General features: G+C 52.6%; 22 protein-coding genes and 1 tRNA gene. 20 read left to right on the forward strand and 3 right to left on the reverse strand.

From position 1 onward, the window contains the following. Positions 1 to 25: 25 nt before the first annotated feature. Positions 26 to 1036: a porphobilinogen synthase gene (hemB, locus tag FE788_RS06605; RefSeq protein ID WP_138379885.1), complete on the reverse strand. Its 1011-nt coding sequence runs from the start codon at positions 1034 to 1036 to the stop codon at positions 26 to 28. A gap of 299 nt (positions 1037 to 1335) precedes the next feature. Between hemB and FE788_RS06610 the strand changes: the two genes are divergently transcribed. From FE788_RS06610 to FE788_RS06670, 13 genes are all read left to right on the forward strand, one after another. Next, the gene (locus tag FE788_RS06610) at positions 1336 to 1851 is read left to right on the forward strand and encodes a MarR family winged helix-turn-helix transcriptional regulator (RefSeq protein WP_138379886.1); all 516 of its coding nucleotides are present in this window, start codon (positions 1336 to 1338) and stop codon (positions 1849 to 1851) included. A 200-nt stretch (positions 1852 to 2051) separates the two neighbouring features. Next, a complete protein-coding gene (hemA, locus tag FE788_RS06615) occupies positions 2052 to 3272 on the forward strand; it encodes a 5-aminolevulinate synthase (RefSeq protein WP_138381319.1) in 1221 nt (406 codons plus the stop codon). A 33-nt stretch (positions 3273 to 3305) separates the two neighbouring features. Next, entirely contained in the window at positions 3306 to 3494 is a 189-nt protein-coding gene (locus FE788_RS06620) for a DUF6898 family protein (RefSeq protein ID WP_138379887.1), read from the forward strand. Positions 3495 to 3717: 223 nt separating this feature from the next. Further along, entirely contained in the window at positions 3718 to 4152 is a 435-nt protein-coding gene (gene rpiB, locus FE788_RS06625) for a ribose 5-phosphate isomerase B (protein WP_138379888.1), read from the forward strand. Between the two features lie 79 nt (positions 4153 to 4231). Continuing rightward, positions 4232 to 5512, forward strand: coding sequence for a serine hydroxymethyltransferase (glyA, locus tag FE788_RS06630; RefSeq protein WP_138379889.1), 1281 nt, complete (start codon positions 4232 to 4234; stop codon positions 5510 to 5512). Between the two features lie 57 nt (positions 5513 to 5569). Continuing rightward, positions 5570 to 6040 carry a transcriptional regulator NrdR gene (gene nrdR / locus FE788_RS06635; RefSeq protein ID WP_138379890.1) on the forward strand — a complete coding sequence of 157 codons (471 nt, stop codon included), beginning with the start codon at positions 5570 to 5572 and terminating at the stop codon, positions 6038 to 6040. Positions 6041 to 6135: 95 nt separating this feature from the next. Beyond that, on the forward strand, positions 6136 to 7248 hold the full coding sequence (gene ribD / locus FE788_RS06640) for a bifunctional diaminohydroxyphosphoribosylaminopyrimidine deaminase/5-amino-6-(5-phosphoribosylamino)uracil reductase RibD (RefSeq protein WP_281277194.1): 1113 nt from the start codon (positions 6136 to 6138) through the stop codon (positions 7246 to 7248). 1 nt (position 7249) lies between these two features. Continuing rightward, positions 7250 to 7849 (forward strand): riboflavin synthase, encoded by a 600-nt coding sequence (locus tag FE788_RS06645; RefSeq protein WP_138379892.1) that lies wholly within the window; start codon positions 7250 to 7252, stop codon positions 7847 to 7849. A gap of 17 nt (positions 7850 to 7866) precedes the next feature. Further along, complete coding sequence (gene ribB, locus FE788_RS06650; RefSeq protein WP_138379893.1) at positions 7867 to 9006, forward strand: 3,4-dihydroxy-2-butanone-4-phosphate synthase; 1140 nt, start codon at positions 7867 to 7869, stop codon at positions 9004 to 9006. 21 nt (positions 9007 to 9027) lie between these two features. Next, positions 9028 to 9468: a 6,7-dimethyl-8-ribityllumazine synthase gene (locus FE788_RS06655; protein ID WP_138379894.1), complete on the forward strand. Its 441-nt coding sequence runs from the start codon at positions 9028 to 9030 to the stop codon at positions 9466 to 9468. Beyond that, the gene (nusB, locus tag FE788_RS06660) at positions 9468 to 9926 is read left to right on the forward strand and encodes a transcription antitermination factor NusB (RefSeq protein WP_138379895.1); all 459 of its coding nucleotides are present in this window, start codon (positions 9468 to 9470) and stop codon (positions 9924 to 9926) included. Before FE788_RS06655 ends, nusB begins: the two co-directional genes overlap by 1 nt. Positions 9927 to 10017: 91 nt before the next feature. Then, positions 10018 to 11013, forward strand: a complete 996-nt coding sequence (gene thiL / locus FE788_RS06665) for a thiamine-phosphate kinase (RefSeq protein ID WP_138379896.1) — start codon at positions 10018 to 10020, stop codon at positions 11011 to 11013. A gap of 74 nt (positions 11014 to 11087) precedes the next feature. Continuing rightward, positions 11088 to 11588, forward strand: coding sequence for a flagellar basal body-associated FliL family protein (locus FE788_RS06670; RefSeq protein ID WP_138379897.1), 501 nt, complete (start codon positions 11088 to 11090; stop codon positions 11586 to 11588). 91 nt (positions 11589 to 11679) lie between these two features. Here FE788_RS06670 and FE788_RS06675 read toward each other — a convergent pair whose 3' ends face one another. Further along, positions 11680 to 12144 carry an outer membrane protein assembly factor BamE gene (locus FE788_RS06675; RefSeq protein WP_138379898.1) on the reverse strand — a complete coding sequence of 155 codons (465 nt, stop codon included), beginning with the start codon at positions 12142 to 12144 and terminating at the stop codon, positions 11680 to 11682. 192 nt (positions 12145 to 12336) lie between these two features. Here FE788_RS06675 and FE788_RS06680 point away from each other — a divergent pair, with 192 nt between their 5' ends. From FE788_RS06680 to FE788_RS06710, 7 genes are all read left to right on the forward strand, one after another. After that, complete coding sequence (locus FE788_RS06680; protein ID WP_138379899.1) at positions 12337 to 12873, forward strand: ubiquinol-cytochrome C chaperone family protein; 537 nt, start codon at positions 12337 to 12339, stop codon at positions 12871 to 12873. Positions 12874 to 12881: 8 nt separating this feature from the next. Next, a complete protein-coding gene (locus tag FE788_RS06685) occupies positions 12882 to 13445 on the forward strand; it encodes a YceD family protein (RefSeq protein ID WP_138379900.1) in 564 nt (187 codons plus the stop codon). A gap of 164 nt (positions 13446 to 13609) precedes the next feature. Continuing rightward, entirely contained in the window at positions 13610 to 14671 is a 1062-nt protein-coding gene (gene plsX, locus FE788_RS06690; RefSeq protein WP_210414179.1) for a phosphate acyltransferase PlsX, read from the forward strand. Next, positions 14668 to 15645: a beta-ketoacyl-ACP synthase III gene (locus FE788_RS06695; RefSeq protein WP_138379901.1), complete on the forward strand. Its 978-nt coding sequence runs from the start codon at positions 14668 to 14670 to the stop codon at positions 15643 to 15645. Before plsX ends, FE788_RS06695 begins: the two co-directional genes overlap by 4 nt. A gap of 141 nt (positions 15646 to 15786) precedes the next feature. Beyond that, positions 15787 to 16089: an integration host factor subunit alpha gene (locus FE788_RS06700; protein ID WP_138379902.1), complete on the forward strand. Its 303-nt coding sequence runs from the start codon at positions 15787 to 15789 to the stop codon at positions 16087 to 16089. Positions 16090 to 16175: 86 nt separating this feature from the next. After that, positions 16176 to 16622: a MerR family transcriptional regulator gene (locus FE788_RS06705; RefSeq protein ID WP_138379903.1), complete on the forward strand. Its 447-nt coding sequence runs from the start codon at positions 16176 to 16178 to the stop codon at positions 16620 to 16622. 77 nt (positions 16623 to 16699) lie between these two features. Beyond that, positions 16700 to 16776: transfer RNA gene (locus FE788_RS06710), tRNA-Pro, on the forward strand. 57 nt (positions 16777 to 16833) lie between these two features. Here FE788_RS06710 and FE788_RS06715 read toward each other — a convergent pair. Continuing rightward, the gene (locus FE788_RS06715) at positions 16834 to 17223 is read right to left on the reverse strand and encodes a hypothetical protein (protein WP_138379904.1); all 390 of its coding nucleotides are present in this window, start codon (positions 17221 to 17223) and stop codon (positions 16834 to 16836) included. Positions 17224 to 17364 lie beyond the last annotated feature (141 nt).

The raw sequence follows: 17364 nt of genomic DNA on the forward strand, positions 1-17364 counted from the left end.
GATTGGGTCTAATTGCTATAATATATCATTCTGCAAGAAGTTTTTCGGCAACCACGGGGGCAAAATAGGTGAGCACCCCGCACGCCCCCGCGCGTTTAAAGGCCAGAAGACTTTCCATCATCACCTTTTCCAGGTCCAGCCAGCCGTTCTGTGCGGCGGCATGGAGCATGGCGTATTCGCCGCTGACCTGATAGGCAAAGGTGGGAAAACCGAATTCGTCTGTGACCCGGCGGATAATATCCAGATAGGGCAGGCCCGGTTTGATAATCAGGGAATCGGCGCCTTCCTGAATGTCGAGAGCCACTTCCCGCAACGCCTCGTCGCTGTTGGCGGGATCCATCTGATATGTCTCCTTGCCGCCCGTCTTTAAGCTTTTATTGGAGCCCACGGCATCGCGAAAGGGGCCGTAAAAGGCAGAAGCGTATTTGGCGGCATAGGCCATGATCTGAACCTGTGGCAGGCCGCATTCCTCCAGCCTGGCGCGAATAAGTCCGATCCGTCCGTCCATCATGTCCGACGGCGCCAGTATGTCACATCCTGCCTCGGCCTGAACTTCGGCCTGTCGCACCAGAATTTCATTGGTGCTGTCATTATCAACCTCACCATCAATGATCACGCCGTCCTGGCCATGTGTTGTGTAGGGATCCAGCGCCACATCACAAATGATGCCCAGTTGCGGGAACTCCTTTTTTAATACTCTGACCGTCCGACAGATCAGGTTATCCGGATTGCAGGCTTCCTGCCCCTCGGGAGTTTTCAGATCATCAGGCGTTTGGGGGAATAGGGCGATCGCCGGAATGCCCAGCCGGCAGGCGCGTTCTGCTTCGTGCACAAGAAGATCCGGGCTGAAACGGAAGACACCGGGCATTGAGGCGACTTCTGTTTTGTTTTTACTGCCCTCCTGGACAAAAACCGGCCAGATCAGATCCTTGACATGCAGGGTGTGTTCCCGGTGTAGATCCCGCGACCAGACGGTGCGGCGCAGCCGCCGCGGACGGGAAAGGGGGAAACGGCCGGTAAAGTTTCTTGGCATCATTGTTGGCTTATCCTTGTCTAGTCTGCATCTAAACCCGCAACGCAGGAGAATTGGGAGCACCATATCCAATTATTTTATAAATACAAATGCTATGCGCCCATTTTATCGAAAAACGGCGCAAAAATCTTTGAAAAAGCCTCGGGCGGGGTAGGGTATTCCTACAAACGGCATTTTTCCCGATTTGTGGTTTTTTAACGGCTATTAACAGCTTGTTAGGGGTTCTTGGGGTATATCTTGGGAGGTTTTGAGAAATCATTGCTTAAATTTTGAAATGTTAAGGACAACCCGAGGCAAGCCATATGTCAATTGCACCTCACAGCAGTACTCTGATCGGAGGGCATGAAACCCCGGAAGCGCGCACAAAACACAATTTTCTGGAGTGTCTGCGCCTGATTGAACGGTTGCACCGCCGTATGTTGGACATCGTCAAAAATCGCCTTGATAGCATGGGAATGGCCGACATTAATAGCGTCCAGGCCCTGTTGATTTACAATATTGGTGATCATGAAATGACAGCAGGAGACCTGAGAAGCCGGGGATATTATCTGGGCTCCAATGTGTCCTATAATCTCAAAAAACTGGTGGAGGGCGGATATATCATGCAGGAGCGTTCCGAACATGACCGCCGGGCACTCCGGATCTGGTTGAGCGACAAGGGCAAAGAAGTCTGCCGTCTGGTGAACGAGCTTTTTGATGAAAATTTGGATATTATCAAGGAGCGCTCCATATTTGAGGATCAGGATATTACGCAATTGCGCAATGCCCTGCGTAATCTGGAGAGTTTCTGGAGTGATATGTTGAGATTTCAGATCTGATGATTGACATAAATCATCGCCAGCGCGCGCCCTATTCTGATAAAAGAATGCTATAATGCCTCTGAACCTCCTGTTCAGGGGCATTTGATTATGTGATATGGCGGGCCGATTGTCGTGGGCGAGGGGACGGTTTTTTTCTTCCCTTGAGCGCCATTATCGGGTACCACATGAGAAGTTTCTTAAAGAAGTAAGGCATGACGATGGATTATGATCGCATTTTTTCGGACGCTCTCAAGAAAATCAAGTCAGAGGGGCGGTATCGGGTCTTTATGGACATCGAACGTCAAAAAGGCGAGTTCCCCAAAGCCATCTGGCATGTGGATGGCCAAACCCGTGAAATCGTGGTTTGGTGCGGAAATGATTATCTTGGCATGGGGCAGCATCCGGTTGTGATCAAAGCCATGGAAGACGCGCTGGACAAGGTGGGCGCCGGCGCCGGGGGCACCCGCAATATCTCTGGCACCAACCATTATCATGTTCTTCTGGAACAGGAACTTGCGGACCTTCATGGAAAGGAAGCCGGGTTGCTTTTTACCTCCGGTTATATTTCCAATGAGGCGACCTTGAGCACTATGGGCAAGCTGATGCCCGGTTGTGTGATCTTTTCCGATGAGCTGAATCACGCCTCTATGATCAGTGGCATCAGAAACAGCGGATGTGAAAAACATGTTTTCCGGCACAATGACGTGGATCATCTGGAAGATTTGCTGAAACAGACAGATCCGGAACGCCCCAAACTGATTGCCTTTGAATCCGTTTATTCCATGGATGGCGATTTTGGGCCAATCGAGGCGATCTGCGATCTGGCTGATAAATACAACGCGCTGACATATCTTGATGAAGTGCATGCCGTGGGCATGTATGGACCGCGGGGCGGCGGCGTTGCTGAGCAGTTGGGCCTGATGGACCGGCTGACTGTGATTGAGGGCACGCTGGGCAAGGCGTTTGGCCTGATGGGCGGGTATATCACTTCGACTCATAATATTGTGGATGCAGTGCGCAGTTTTGCGCCAGGATTTATTTTTACCACGTCCCTGTCGCCAGTGCTTGCGGCCGGTGCGCTGGCCAGCGTACGGCATTTAAAAATCAGCAGCACGGAACGGCAGGAGCATCAGGAGCGGGCGGCAACCCTGAAACAAATGATGCGCGACGCCAGCCTGCCGGTCATGCCGTCCACCAGTCATATTGTGCCTGTTCTGGTCGGGGATCCGGTGATCTGCAAAAAAGCTTCCGATATGCTGTTGAATGATTTTGGCATTTATGTTCAGCCGATCAATTATCCCACGGTGCCGCGCGGGACGGAACGTCTGCGCTTTACACCATCGCCGCTGCATACGGATGAAATGATGCAACATCTTGTCGAAGCATTGCGGGCGGTGTGGGACCGGCTGGATATTGACAGGGTTTCCTGCGCGGCCTGATCTCGGGCTTCTGGATACAACGGGCAACGGGCCATGAACCGTGATCATGAAGAAGAATTCCTGGTAGAGTTCATTCAGGTGGGCAATTCCGTCAAGGTATCAGCGGTTGATCCCAGAACCGGTCGGGAAGTGTCCATTGTGGGCTCCCCTCGTGCCAGTCAGGCCGAGCTTAGCCGTCTGGCCATCAATAAACTGAAATATGTTCTTTCCAGGGAACAATAAGTCTTTTGTCACTGTCCGATCATTTTCGATATCGCGAGGATACAAGGCAGAAAGCTGTCGTGTGAGTAATACGATACGCTGTTCAGGCAGGCGGGATTTGCAACAAAAGAGTCTTTTTTACCATACAGATGGTAGGCAAGCGGCAGATCATATGATATGAAGCGCCATAGAGTTTGGCACGCCACAGGCCGCCGGGCGGCCATGATCCAGGGAACTTGTCGAGATGTCCAAAGAAACCATTGCCTTAGCCAGCGATCACGGTGGTTTTACCCTGAAGAAAATCCTCAAGGAAGAATTGGAAAAAGCGGGTTATGATCCCCTTGATCTGGGATGCCACAGCCTTGAGTCGGTGGATTATCCCGATTATGCCGAAGCCATGGCGCAGTGTCTTGCCGAGGGCCGGGTGTCTCGCGGGGTTCTGATCTGTGGGTCGGGTATTGGTATCAGTATTGCCGCCAATCGCCACCGGCATGTGCGGGCGGCCCTTGTCCATGACGGTCTGACGGCACGGTTGTCCCGGGAACACAACAACGCTAATGTCCTGGTGCTGGGGGAACGTACGACAGGTGTGGATGTGGCCCGCGATTGCCTGCATATTTTTCTGAATACGGACTTTGAAGGAGGTCGGCATGAACGCCGGGTCGCCAAGATGTCCTGACGGCAGATTGCCGGTTTAAATGCTGGCACATATCCAGAAACTTACGACACAAAATTTTGAAAGGTAAGGATTGAGTTCCATGTCATCTTTTGATCTGAAAAACTTCTTCACGGCACCGCTTGCAGACACGGATCCTGAAATTCTTGAGGCTATCAATAGCGAAATGGGTCGCCAGAGAGAGCATATTGAGTTGATCGCTTCTGAAAATATTGTCAGCCGGGCCGTGCTCGAAGCGCAGGGATCAATCCTTACCAACAAATATGCCGAAGGCTATCCGGGCCGGCGTTATTATGGCGGGTGCGAATTTGTGGATGTGGCGGAAAGCCTAGCCATTGAGCGGGCGAAAAAACTGTTTAATGCGGGTTTTGTAAATGTGCAGCCCCATTCCGGGGCCCAGGCCAATGGCGCTGTTATGATGGCTTTGCTGAAACCGGGTGATACGATCATGGGGATGTCTCTTGATGCCGGGGGGCATCTGACGCATGGTGCGCCGCCAGCCCAAAGCGGGAAATGGTTCCATGCGGTTCAATATGGTGTACGCCGGGAAGACGCCCTGATTGATTTTGATCAGGTCGAGGCATTGGCCAAGGAACATCGCCCGAAACTGATTATCGCCGGCGGATCGGCTTATCCCCGGGTGATCGACTTTAAACGCTTCCGGGAGATTGCCGATGAGGTGGGGGCCTATCTCATGGTGGATATGGCGCATTTCGCCGGGCTGGTTGCCGGGGACGCGCATCCCAACCCCATGGAATTTGCACATGTGGTGACAACCACGACACACAAGACCCTTAGAGGGCCGCGGGGCGGCATGATCCTCACCAATGACGAGGCCATCGCCAAAAAGATCAATAGTGCGGTTTTTCCTGGCCTGCAGGGCGGTCCGCTGATGCATGTGATTGCAGCCAAGGCTGTTGCCTTTGGCGAGGCCCTGCGTCCTGAATTCAAACAATATGCCGCCAATGTGGTCGCCAACGCCAAGGTCCTGGCTCAAAAGCTGAAAGATGGCGGGTGCGACATTGTTTCCGGTAGTACCGATACGCATCTGATGCTGGTAGATCTGCGGCCCAAAGGGCTGACCGGTCGGGATGCAGACGCTTCACTGGGGCGGGCGCATATTACCTGCAACAAAAACGGTGTGCCGTTTGATCCCGAAAAACCCATGGTCACGTCAGGCATCCGGCTGGGAACCCCCGCCGGCACCACCCGCGGGTTCGGGACTGCCGAATTCGAAAAAATCGGCGATTATATCGTTGAGGTTCTGGACGGTCTGGTGGCCAACCGGGAAGATAATTCTGCTGTGGAAAATGCCGTACGTGAAAAAGTTGTTGCCTTGTGCCAGGAGTTCCCCATTTATTAAAAGGGAATTCATATTACAATAGGGCAGTTTTAACGGATACGTGCAGAGGAGAGCCTGATGCGGTGCCCATTTTGTGGAAATGATGACACACAGGTCAAGGACTCCCGTCCGACCGAAGATAATTCCGCAATCCGCCGCCGGCGCTCCTGTAGCGCTTGTGGCGCCCGCTTTACTACCTTTGAGCGGGTGCAGCTGCGCGAGCTTACGGTGCTGAAGAAAAACGGGCAGCGCGTTCCGTTTGAACGGGAAAAGCTGGAACGTTCCATTCGTCTGGCACTGCGCAAACGGCCTGTGGATGAAGAAAAGGTGGAACGCATGATCAATGGGATTGTGCGCCAACTGGAAAGCATGGGCGAAAGCGAGATTGAATCGAAACAGATCGGCAAACTGATCATGGAAGGTTTGGGCAATCTGGACAAGGTGGCTTATGTGAGATTTGCCTCCGTGTATAAAAACTTCCGCGAGGTCAAGGATTTCGAGGACTTTGTTGGCACCCTTGCCGGTGAGCCGGAACCCGAAAAAACCTGAGACAGACAGGCTGTAGCAGGCCGTGAAAGGGGTCGGGCAGGCCGGCAGTAACCGTCCGGCATCACACAAATCGCTTTGGAAAAGGGCTTGGGGCTTTGAAAAAACAGGAGCAACAGGACAGAGACTATATGGCTGCGGCCCTGTCACTGGCCCGGCGTGGGTTGGGGCGTGTGGCGCCCAACCCCGCGGTGGGCTGTATTATTGTGGACAGCCAGGGGCATGTGGCCGGTCGGGGCTGGACACAACCGGGCGGTCGCCCCCATGCCGAAACGATCGCCCTAAATCAGGCCGGGGACAGAGCCCGGGGCGGCTGTGCTTATGTGACGCTGGAACCCTGTGCCCATCATGGGCAGACCCCGCCCTGCGTGGAAAGTCTGATTTCTTCGGGCATCAAACGGGTTGTCGTGGCAACTACGGATCCGGACCGGCGCGTGAATGGCAAGGGACTGGACATTCTCAGACAGGCCGGCATCGAGGTGCAGAGCGGGGTTCTGAAAGAGGCCGCTGATGAGGTTAATGCCGGTTTCTTTCTCAAGGTTCAGCAGAACCGCCCTTTGGTTACAGCCAAGATTGCCTCGACCCTGGACGGCAAGATTGCGCTGGCCAATGGAAAAAGCCAATGGATCACCGGCGCCGAGTCCCGGGCGCGCGGCCATGCCTTGCGGGCCGTCCATGACGCTATTTTGACTGGAATAGGCACGGTTTTGGCAGATGATCCCGCACTCACCTGTCGTTTGCCGGGGCTCGAAGAGCGCTCGCCCATTCGCGTGGTGCTGGATAGGGAGTTACGCCTTCCCGCTGAGTGTCAACTGGCGCAGACTGCAGCTGAAATTCCGACATGGGTCATGACGGCCTGTGAAGAGCGCGAGAAAAAACAAAAACTTGCCGATTTGGGAATAGAGGTGATTAATGTCGCTGTAGGGGGCGATGGTAAGTTGTTTCTGCCCGAAGTGATGAAATCCCTGGCGCAAAGGGGAATTACCCGGCTTTTGACGGAGGGAGGCGGAAAACTTAATGCTTCCCTGATCCGGTCAAGTCTGCTAGACCGTCTTGTGTGGTTCAGGGCCTCTTCGCTGATTGGTGAAGACGGGGTATCGGCTGTTGGCCTTCTTGGTCTGGAAAAGCTGGAACATATGCCGCGCTTTACAAAAATCTTTGATGGAGTTGCAGGCGCTGATTGCTGGGAAGAATACAGGATAACGTACTGAAATGTTTACAGGAATTGTTACGGATATCGGCCGCGTCAGAGCCATTGAGCATAAAGGTGATACTCATATGGTGATTGAAACCGCCTATGACACGCACAGTATAGATATCGGGGCCTCCATCGCCTGTTCTGGTGTCTGCCTGACAGTGGTGGACAAGGGGGAGGACTGGTTTAGTGTGGATGTGTCTGCCGAAACACTATCGCGTACGGTCCTGGGAGACTGGGCCCCTGGCAGCCGGATCAATCTGGAGCGGGCCTTGAAAGTAGGGGATGAGTTGGGCGGGCACATTGTCACCGGGCATGTGGACGCCGTGGGCGAGGTCATCAGCCGTAAACCTGACGGAGAGTCGTTGCGGTTGCAGGTTTCGATACCTGAAGCGCTTGCAAAGTTTGTTGCCGAAAAGGGGTCTATTACCATTAATGGCGTTTCCCTGACCGTTAATGAAGTAACAAAGGATGAACAGGACCGCCATCTGTTTGGCGTCAACATTATCCCGCATACACAAGAAAAAACCACGTTTAACGAGATCCGCGCGGGCGATCGGGTCAATCTTGAAATTGATATTCTGGCGCGTTATGTAGCCAGAATGAATGAGCTATAATTGAAGGCCGGAATACCATGCCACACAGGTTTTTATCCCCCATTGAAGACGTTTTGGAAGATGCCAAAAATGGTCGTATGTTCATTCTTGTGGATGACGAGGACCGGGAAAACGAAGGTGATCTGATTATTCCGGCCCAAATGGCGACGCCCGAAGCGATCAATTTCATGGCCAAATATGGTCGGGGGTTGATCTGTCTGGCGCTGACCCGGGAACGGGCTGACGAGCTGGGCCTTGAAATGATGTCCAGGGACAATGGCACCCGCCATCAGACCGCGTTTACGGTTTCCATTGAAGCCGCCGAAGGGGTGACCACTGGCATTTCCGCAGCCGACAGATCCCATACTATCGCCGTGGCCATCGACCCGACCAAAGGCCGGGAGGACATCGTCACGCCCGGACATGTTTTTCCGCTTATCGCACGCCAGGGCGGGGTTTTGGTGCGGGCTGGCCATACCGAAGCTGCGGTTGATGTGGCCCGATTGGCAGGTCTTATTCCGGCCGGTGTGATTTGCGAAATTATGAATGATGATGGCACCATGGCACGGCTGCCGGATCTGGTGGAATTTGCCAAAAAACATAATTTGAAAGTGGCGACCATTGCGGACCTGATCGCCTATCGCCGCCGTTATGACAACCTGATCGAACGCACTGCGACAACCAAAATCGAGTCCGAATTTGGCGGGACTTTTGATGTTCACTCCTATGTGGTCAAGGATGACTTCAATCAGCATCTTGTGCTGACCAAAGGCAAAATTGACGGCAGCAAACCCGTCTTGGTCAGAATGCATCCGATGAATATTTTTGAAGATATTCTGGGTGAAGCAGGTCCGCGCCGTAATCAGCTGCAAAAAGCGATGGTGGAAATCGGCAGGGAAGGCAGCGGAGTGATTGTGGTGCTGAGAGAAACCAAGAGATTTTCGCTCACCGACGTGATCGAGCATAAGCAGAACGTTCTGCCTTCCCCGGTCAAGAATCTGAAAAATTATGGGATTGGCGCCCAGATACTTGTGGATCTGGGGATCAAGGACATCATTTTGCTGTCCAATTCCAACCAGCATGTGGTGGGCATTGAAGGTTATGGCCTGAACATTGTTGAACACCGCAAATTTGATGAAGCCATCGATATTCGTTTCGTGGATAAAAATACTGCATAAACCAGATTCTGAGGCCCTTATATGTCAGAAAAACTTAAATTATTAATTGTTGAAGCGCGCTTTTATGAAGATTTGGCTGATGAGCTGGTCAAGGGGGCCATGGCGGCCCTTGATGCGGCGGGCGCAGAATATGATCGGATCAGTGTGCCGGGGGCGTTTGAAATACCGGCGGCCATACGGTTTGCCGCAGACAGCGGGCAATATGATGGCTTTGTCGGACTCGGGGTTGTTATCCGAGGTGAAACGACACATTACGATTATGTCTGTGGTGAAAGCGCCCGCGGTCTACAGGACCTGGCCATCCGGGACCGTCTGGCTATTGGCTACGGTATTCTGACGGTTGAAAACAGGGAACAGGCTTGGGCGCGGGCGGCAGTTGATCGGGGCAACAAAGGTGCGGCGGCAACGGAAGCTGCGCTCAGGATGATTGAACTGAAACAACAATATGGGTTAAGTCGCTGATGACGGAAAAAGCCATGAAAGGCGGCGGGGCCAGAAGTGCCGCGCGGCTCGGCGCGGTTCAGGCCCTTTACCAGATGGAAGTCAACGGGGAGACCGCCGGCGAGGTGGTGCCGGAATTTCTCAAATACCGTCTGGGCACCGAAATTGAGGGTGATTTGTATAACGAAGCCGATCAGGAACTTTTTACGGACCTGACCAAGGGGGTAGAGCTTCGTTTGGAGGAAATTGACGCGCTGGTGGCTTCGGCGTTGAGTGATGACTGGACTCTGGACAGGATCGAGTCTGTGGCGCGGGCCATTCTGCGGGCCGGTACTTATGAACTTCTGGCCCGTCCAGATATCCCCACCAAAGTCATCATTAATGAATATGTGGATCTGGCGAAGGCTTTTTTTGAGGACAGCAAGCCCGGCTTTGTCAATGGCGTATTGGACAAGCTGGCGCGGATTACCCGAAGCTGAACCCGCGACAGCACCTTGCGAAAGGGGCCGACAAGAGCCACCAGTAAAGAAGACCCCCAGCACAGGAAAGCTCTCAGAACAGGAGAGACCTATGAGTTCCGGCGAATTCGATCTCATTTACCGGTATTTTGCTCCTTTGGCCGGGGAGGGGGCCCCTGCCTTCGGGCTTCAGGATGATGCTGCGGTTTTCCAAACGGAACCGGGACAGGAATTGGTATTGACCAAGGATGCGCTTGTCTGTTCTGTACATTTTCTGGAGACCGACGCGCCGGATATGTTGGCCCGCAAGGCGTTGCGGGTTAATCTTTCGGATCTGGCCGGCATGGGAGCTGATGCCAAAGGGTATCTTCTGGCCCTGGCGCTGCCGCAAAAGATGACGGCGGAACAGCGTCGGAACTGGGTGGCGGCTTTTACCAAAGGGCTGGCGCAGGACCAGCAGGAATTTTCCCTGACCCTTCTGGGGGGAGATACGGTGTCCACCCCAGGACCCCTGACCATCTCGCTGACGGCTCTGGGTACGGTGCCAAAGGGCAGGGCGCTGCACCGTTTCGGGGCCCGGGCAGGGGATGTGATCTATGTTTCTGGCACGCTGGGGGATAGTGCCATCGGGCTGGCCCTGCGACAGGGAACGCTGGAAGAACCGGACGTCAAATGCCGGGATTTCCTTGTCGATCGTTACCTTTTGCCGCAACCGCGTCTTGCGCTTGGACGGGCCCTTCGGGACCTGGCCAGCGCAGCCATGGACATTTCCGACGGATTGATTGCTGATCTGCGGCATATCTGCGAGGCCTCAGGTCTGGGGGCTCGTATTTTTGAATCTGATCTGCCATTCTCCCCGGCGGCGGGTAAGGTTTTTGAAAGATTCCCCGCATATAACAAAAAAGTATGGCAGGGGGGGGATGACTATGAAATGTTGTTCACCGTGCCGGAAAACCGGGAAAAGGAGGTTACGGCTCTTTCCCAGGAACTGGGACTCTCCTTGACCAGAATTGGACAAATGACGCAAAGCAGGGAACTGCATCTGCTGGATCAGGATCATCGTGATGTGTTACAGACAGGCGAGACGGAAGGTTTTAGCCACTTCTAGATTGAGTTGTGGATAGATTGTCTTAATTCACTCTAGAGTTGAGATTTAAAACCAAATAAAGGCAGGGGAACAGAATGGCTGAAGACAATATATCTGTGGGAAACGGTCAGTCAGGGGGGAAAAAATTTCTGATTGTCGGCCTTCTGGCCGGGCTTGTGATTGGCGGCGCCGCCGGGGGAGCGGCGTTTCTGTTTCTGGGTGCAGAAACAGGCGGAATGGCGCCCGGTGCTGCGCAGGAAAAGAAAGATCCTCCAAAGCCCAAAGATATTCATTATGTGAAGATGGAGCGCTTTACCGCCCCTCTGGTCCATAAGGGGCGGGTGTTGAATTATGTGGTCATGGACCTGTCCATCGAAGTGGAAAGTAATGAAAACAAGCTTCTTGTGGTCAGGAATCTGCCGTTGATTCGCAGCGCTTTGCTTCAGAGCGTTTCGGAAACACCCATTGGCCGGAAAGACAATCCCTATATGGTGGACTATCAAGCCTTTTCGGATAGAATGAAAAAAATCAGCAACGAGGTTATCGGCAAAACCGCCGTCAACAAGGTTCTCGTGGTGGAAGTCCGGGCCCATTAAAATAAACTGTAGTGACGAGACGCTGCTGAGCGGTCCGGCATATGTTCAAGTATGTGTTCAAACCGGGAAGGTGTGACGGCCTGGCCAGCTGTCAGTTGCCGGCTTGGGGTGTTGAGGGATTGCCGGCGCCAAAGCGGCCAATATTGCCGAACAGTTCCTTGAAGAAGCCAAGTTCCTTGCCATAGGTTTTGGTCTTGTCCCCGGACATAGCCACTTCCTGAAGATCCTCCAGGGTATATCGATCAACCTTAGTCACGTAGCCGTCTTCGTTAAAGCGGATGGCAATAATATCGAGTTCGGTGATGTCTTCCGAAAAGAAGGCAAGCTGCTCGGAACGCTTTGTGTAATAATACCAGTTCAGATTATCAAATGTTGATGTGGCGGTCGGACTGCCCAGCATGCTCTGTACGGAATCCTGTGTATCGACTTGGGGCCGGATGGCGGATACCATTGTCTCGTCGGCCATGTATCCCCGTACATATTTGCGAGGAGAGCAGGCACCGATTGCAAGGATAACCAGGGTCAGCAGAAAGAATGTCTTCTTTGAAAGTGTCATATGCAGTCGAGCCACCTAAATCAGTCTGTACAGTTTTGTTTGCAGTTTGGCCGCCGGCATGATACCTCAGGCGCAAATCTGCTACAAAATGGCATCAGCAGACAGTCTAGTCAAATGTTTTAGGCAAATCTTCCACTACCCTGAATGCCATTTCCAAACAGGTGAAGCAGGAAGAATTCCGGAACGACGCAAATGTTTGATTTTTTACGACGGCGAAGCAAACTGAAAAACGCAGCATATCAGCTCTTTGATGCTGTTGTGGAACAGTCCCGGCAACCTTATTTTTATACGCGCCTTAAGGTGGCGGATACGCTGGATGGACGATTCGACCTGATCTGCCTGCATATGATTCTGCTATTGCGGCGCTTGGCTGTGGAAAATGGTAAGAACAGTGCTCTCCTGCAGCGTTACCTACAGGAGGTGATGTTTGAAAATCTGGATCTGTCATTGCGCGAGATGGGGGTCGGTGATCTGAGTGTGGGCAAAAAAATCAAGGCGATGGCCGAGGCCTTTTATGGCCGCAGACAAGCCTATGAGGAAAATTTTCACGACCGGACCGCCCTGAAGCTGGCACTGTTGCGCAATATGTACCGCGGGCAGGAACCGGAATCAGAGAAGCTTGAGGCCCTTGTGGAATACATCCTGACCCTTGACGCGCACCTTGAAAACCAGACGTTGAGCAATATGTATCAAGGACAGGTCAACTTTGACGGCCTCATAGAAGGTTAAGACTAGACATGACGTCACACACACCAGTTTCTGAACTATCCCGCCCGGTTGATATTACGACATTGCCCAAATCAGGACGGGAGTTTGTGATCGAAGGCAGCCCGGAAGAATGTGCGGCTCTGGCCCGAAGATTTTCCGTTGTTGATATTCGTTCTTTGCAAAGCCACTGCCGTTTGGAACCTGCTGCGGACGGGCAGGGGGTGCGATTTGTTCTCAAAGGCAGGGTTGAAGCTGATATTGTGCAGCTCTGTTCGATCAGTCTTGAAGAAGTTGTGGAACAGGCCCAGGAAGACTTTATTATTTATTTTGTAGATGAAAAATATGCCACGATGGCCCCCGCGACAGAGATTGAAATCCGTCCGGATGAAGAGGATCTGGAGGTGATGACCTCCAGCATTATCGACATCGGGGAACAGGTTGCTCAGCAGTTGGCTCTTGCCATTAATCCTTATCCCCGTTCCGCCAGTGCAAAAGGCGATGAACTGGGATACAAAATCCTGCAGGAAGACGACCCATCGCTTGCAGAGGAAAAAAAGAATCCCTTTGCAATTTTAAAAGGTCTTAAAGATTAAGACTTGAAGATCAATGATATTTCTTTATTGTCGGGCCGTTAACAGGATAACAACAGGTACAGTATAATATGTCCAGTATACTATAATGTACTGTACTGCGTTCAGGGAATATGACGATTTGGTCGTGGGGTATGGTTGCCCCCTCATCAGGAATAAGGGTTATCTTGACACGGGAATTGATCATAGCACTGGATGCCATGGGTGGCGATGATGCGCCGGAAATCGTCGTGGAAGGGGCAAGTCTCGCTCGGGAAAGGTATCCGACAGTAAAGTTTATTTTGTTTGGCGACGAAACGGCAATTGTGCCTTTGGTCACCAGGTACCCATTATTAAAAGAAGGATGTGAAATCCGCCATACCGATAAGGTGGTTTCCGCCGAAGAAAAACCTAGCCAGGCCTTAAGACGCGGCAGGGAGTCTTCCATGGGCTGCGCCATCCAGGCGGTCAAGAATGGAGAAGCATGTGCAGCAGTGTCTGCCGGAAATACAGGGGCCCTGATGGCGATGGCCAAATTTATGTTGCGCACCATGCCGGGTATTGATCGTCCGGCACTGGCATCGCTTCTGCCAACGTCCAACGGCGAAAGCATCATGCTGGATCTTGGGGCCAATGTGGAATGTGACGAAAACAACCTGGTTCAGTTTTCGATCATGGGTGCGGCGTTTGCCAGAACGGTGCTGGGCGTGAGCAAACCTTCCGTGGCGTTATTGAATGTGGGGGTGGAAGAACTCAAAGGCAATGACGTGATCAAGAACGCCGACCGCATGTTGAAAGAAGCTGATCTGCCCATGAATTATGTGGGCTTTACCGAAGGTCACGGTCTGGCTAGCGGTGAGGTTGATGTGGTGGTAACCGATGGTTTCACCGGCAATGTGGCCCTGAAAATGGCGGAAGGAACAGCCAAGATGATTTCCGGACTTCTTTCCGCGGCCCTGAAAGATTCCATTTTCTCCAAAATTGGGTATCTCTTTGCTCGCTCTTCATTGCAGGGACTCAAGGACCACCTCGATCCCAACAATCATAATGGTGCCGTATTTATGGGGCTCAATGGTCTGGTGATCAAAAGTCATGGCAGTGCCAACGGGTCCGGTTTTGCCAGCGCCGTCGGGGTTGCTGTGGATATGGCAGTCAATGATCTGGCGGGAAAAATTACGGTTGATCTGAAAAATTTTGAAGGGCATATGCAAGGCCAAACGGAGATGTTGGCCGAGGAAAAAGTTATATGAGTGTGATACGTTCCGTCATTGCTGGCTGTGGCTCTTACCTTCCTGAAAAGGTGGTAACCAACAAACAATTGGAAGATGTTGTCGATACGAGCGATGAGTGGATCATCGAGCGTACCGGTATCCGGCAACGCCATATTGCGGCAGAAGGGGAGCTCACTTCTGACCTGGCGCTTGAGGCGTCAAAACGGGCGCTGGCCGATGCCGATATGACAGCCGATGAGCTGGATTTGATTATTCTTGCAACGGCTACCCCGGACCAGACCTTTCCCTCTACAGCCACGCGGGTTCAGGCTGCCCTGGGGATGACGCACGGTGCCGCGTTTGATGTCCAGGCAGTTTGTTCGGGGTTTGTGTATGCCCTTGCAACGGCGGATAATTTTATCAGATCGGGGCAGGCCAGAAATGTTCTGGTGATTGGAGCCGAAACCTTTTCCCGTATCCTTGACTGGGAAGATCGTACCACCTGTGTGCTTTTTGGCGACGGCGCCGGCGCCGTTATCCTGAGCGCGCATGAAGGCGAGGGGAAAAATACGGATCGTGGCATTCTCACGACCCATCTGCATTCTGACGGGCGTTATAATGACTTGTTATATGTGGATGGCGGGCCGTCATCTACCAAATCCACCGGTTATCTGCGGATGAAGGGGCGCGAAGTATTCCGGCATGCGGTGAAAAATCTGGCTGATGTGGTTGGCGAGTCGCTCCATGCTGTGGGGCTGGCAGCGGACGATGTGGATATTGTGGTGCCTCATCAGGCCAATAAACGTATTCTGGACGGAACCGCCAAAAAACTGGGTATTGATCCGGAAAAAATCGTGATGACTGTCCACAAGCATGCCAACACCTCGGCGGCGTCTATTCCGCTGGCGCTGGATGAAGCCGTCAAGCAAGGGCGAATCAGTACTGGTGATGTGGTGATTTTGGAAGCCATGGGCGGCGGATTCACCTGGGGAGCGTGTCTTCTTCGGTGGTAGAGGGCCTCTTTTTAACCGGATTACGGTCATTTTTCGCTAAAATACACATTATCCACTTCTTTAGGAATTTCTGTCATCCCTTTGATATTGACGGAATATTTAGCCTGAAGTACGCTATCTCAGCAACAAGGATGAAGTGATATGAGCGGAAAAACAATTACACGTGCCGATTTGAGCGAAGCGGTTTATCAGGAAGTGGGCTTGTCACGCAATGAGTCTGCGGAACTGGTGGAAACGGTTCTGGAAGAAATCTCCCAAAATCTGATTAACGGGGATAATGTCAAAATTTCATCTTTCGGAAGTTTTATTGTCCGGGATAAGGGAGGGCGCATTGGCCGAAATCCCAAAACAGGCGAGGAAGTCCCCATTGAACCCCGTCGGGTTCTGGTTTTCCGTCCGTCGCAGGTTCTTAAGGACCGGGTGAGCCGGCTGAAAAAAGACTGAACGCGAAGACAGCAGGGGGCACGGCCGAAACGCGCTGTTCGGCGATGGGATAGGTGCCCCCAAAAATTGAAAAGGGACCTTCCCGGATGGCGTCACGTCAGGAAAAATCACCCAACGCTTATCGTACCATCAGTGAAGTGGCGGAAGCTATGGACGTGCCCCAGCATGTTTTGCGGTTCTGGGAAAGCAAGTTCAGTCAGATCAAACCGATGAAACGCGGCGGTGGCCGACGCTATTACAGCCCCGAGGACGTTGAAGTAATTCAGGCCATTCGCACTCTGCTTCATGAAGATGGGTATACCATCAAGGGCGCCCAGAAGCTTTTGCGGGAACAAGGGGTAAAAAACATTGTGCAGCATTATGTCCAAGGGGTGGGCAGAGCTGAGAAAAAAGCTGCTGAGCAACCGGAAGCAGCCCTATCCGGGACGGCGGAAGAACCCCTGATCACCGTGTCTCTCAAAGAGGAATTAGGGCAATTACGGGAAGATTTAAAAAATATCCAAAAAAAGCTCAAAGGTGAGTTGCCCAAATAAAAAACAGGCGCTATAGTGCGCCCACTTTCGCACTTTCACAAAGTGAAAGAGGCCCCTTTGGGGTGACAAGGATTTACCGGAATGTAGCGCAGCCTGGTAGCGCACTTCACTGGGGGTGAAGGGGTCGTCGGTTCAAATCCGGCCATTCCGACCAATAAAAGGCCCTGCAATCCAACGGATTGTGGGGCTTTTTTAAAATCTTCTTTCTTTTTTAATCTTCCGGCGCTTGTCGCTCTGGATAACAGGCGTCATATTCCCAGCCCGCCCGGAGCTTGTTTTTTCCTTCCACCGACAGGGTGCGTTTCATCAGCTTGCGAAACTCCAAACAGTCCACCGTTTCTGAAAACTGATGCCCCGTCTGATCAGGATAATAGTCCCGGACGATGGTTTCCAGATCGGTCTGTCCCCGTTTATAATCCGCTTGGGAGATGGCAAAGACAAATTCTTTCCCATCCGGCTGAATGACCCGCATGACAAGACGGGGCAACTGTTGTTCTTTCTGGTATAACCAGTTGGAATAAAGCTCGCCCCCGTAAAAAACGGCAAGTACCAGCAAGAGCAGGCCAATGACGGTGAGTTGTGATTTGTTGAGACCAAACATGTTTTTCCTCCCATTCTAGAGTGAATTGTGAATAGGTTGACCCATTCTGCCGGTCAGGTCTGGCCCAGTCCCTGCGGGGGGGGGGCTGGCCGTACCCCAGAGTCAGCCCCCATTACCAGAGTCAGCCCCCATTAATTGTGT

Origin of the sequence: Luteithermobacter gelatinilyticus, assembly GCF_005849285.1 — a bacterium.
GTDB lineage: Bacteria > Pseudomonadota > Alphaproteobacteria > Sphingomonadales > Emcibacteraceae > Luteithermobacter > Luteithermobacter gelatinilyticus.

Bases quoted from the DNA above. Each gene is read 5' to 3' on its own strand.
- FE788_RS06695 (WP_138379901.1), top strand. From the start codon at position 14,668: ATGAGTGTGATACGTTCCGTCATTGCTGGCTGTGGCTCTTACCTTCCT.
- FE788_RS06645 (WP_138379892.1), top strand. From the start codon at position 7,250: ATGTTTACAGGAATTGTTACGGATATCGGCCGCGTCAGAGCCATTGAG.
- FE788_RS06685 (WP_138379900.1), top strand. From the start codon at position 12,882: ATGACGTCACACACACCAGTTTCTGAACTATCCCGCCCGGTTGATATT.
- rpiB (WP_138379888.1), top strand. From the start codon at position 3,718: ATGTCCAAAGAAACCATTGCCTTAGCCAGCGATCACGGTGGTTTTACC.
- FE788_RS06675 (WP_138379898.1), bottom strand. From the start codon at position 12,144: ATGACACTTTCAAAGAAGACATTCTTTCTGCTGACCCTGGTTATCCTT.
- FE788_RS06610 (WP_138379886.1), top strand. From the start codon at position 1,336: ATGTCAATTGCACCTCACAGCAGTACTCTGATCGGAGGGCATGAAACC.
- FE788_RS06680 (WP_138379899.1), top strand. From the start codon at position 12,337: ATGTTTGATTTTTTACGACGGCGAAGCAAACTGAAAAACGCAGCATAT.
- hemA (WP_138381319.1), top strand. From the start codon at position 2,052: ATGGATTATGATCGCATTTTTTCGGACGCTCTCAAGAAAATCAAGTCA.
- ribB (WP_138379893.1), top strand. From the start codon at position 7,867: ATGCCACACAGGTTTTTATCCCCCATTGAAGACGTTTTGGAAGATGCC.
- FE788_RS06655 (WP_138379894.1), top strand. From the start codon at position 9,028: ATGTCAGAAAAACTTAAATTATTAATTGTTGAAGCGCGCTTTTATGAA.
- hemB (WP_138379885.1), bottom strand. From the start codon at position 1,036: ATGATGCCAAGAAACTTTACCGGCCGTTTCCCCCTTTCCCGTCCGCGG.
- FE788_RS06715 (WP_138379904.1), bottom strand. From the start codon at position 17,223: ATGTTTGGTCTCAACAAATCACAACTCACCGTCATTGGCCTGCTCTTG.
- thiL (WP_138379896.1), top strand. From the start codon at position 10,018: ATGAGTTCCGGCGAATTCGATCTCATTTACCGGTATTTTGCTCCTTTG.
- nrdR (WP_138379890.1), top strand. From the start codon at position 5,570: ATGCGGTGCCCATTTTGTGGAAATGATGACACACAGGTCAAGGACTCC.
- FE788_RS06705 (WP_138379903.1), top strand. From the start codon at position 16,176: ATGGCGTCACGTCAGGAAAAATCACCCAACGCTTATCGTACCATCAGT.
- FE788_RS06670 (WP_138379897.1), top strand. From the start codon at position 11,088: ATGGCTGAAGACAATATATCTGTGGGAAACGGTCAGTCAGGGGGGAAA.
- nusB (WP_138379895.1), top strand. From the start codon at position 9,468: ATGACGGAAAAAGCCATGAAAGGCGGCGGGGCCAGAAGTGCCGCGCGG.
- glyA (WP_138379889.1), top strand. From the start codon at position 4,232: ATGTCATCTTTTGATCTGAAAAACTTCTTCACGGCACCGCTTGCAGAC.
- FE788_RS06700 (WP_138379902.1), top strand. From the start codon at position 15,787: ATGAGCGGAAAAACAATTACACGTGCCGATTTGAGCGAAGCGGTTTAT.
- FE788_RS06620 (WP_138379887.1), top strand. From the start codon at position 3,306: ATGAACCGTGATCATGAAGAAGAATTCCTGGTAGAGTTCATTCAGGTG.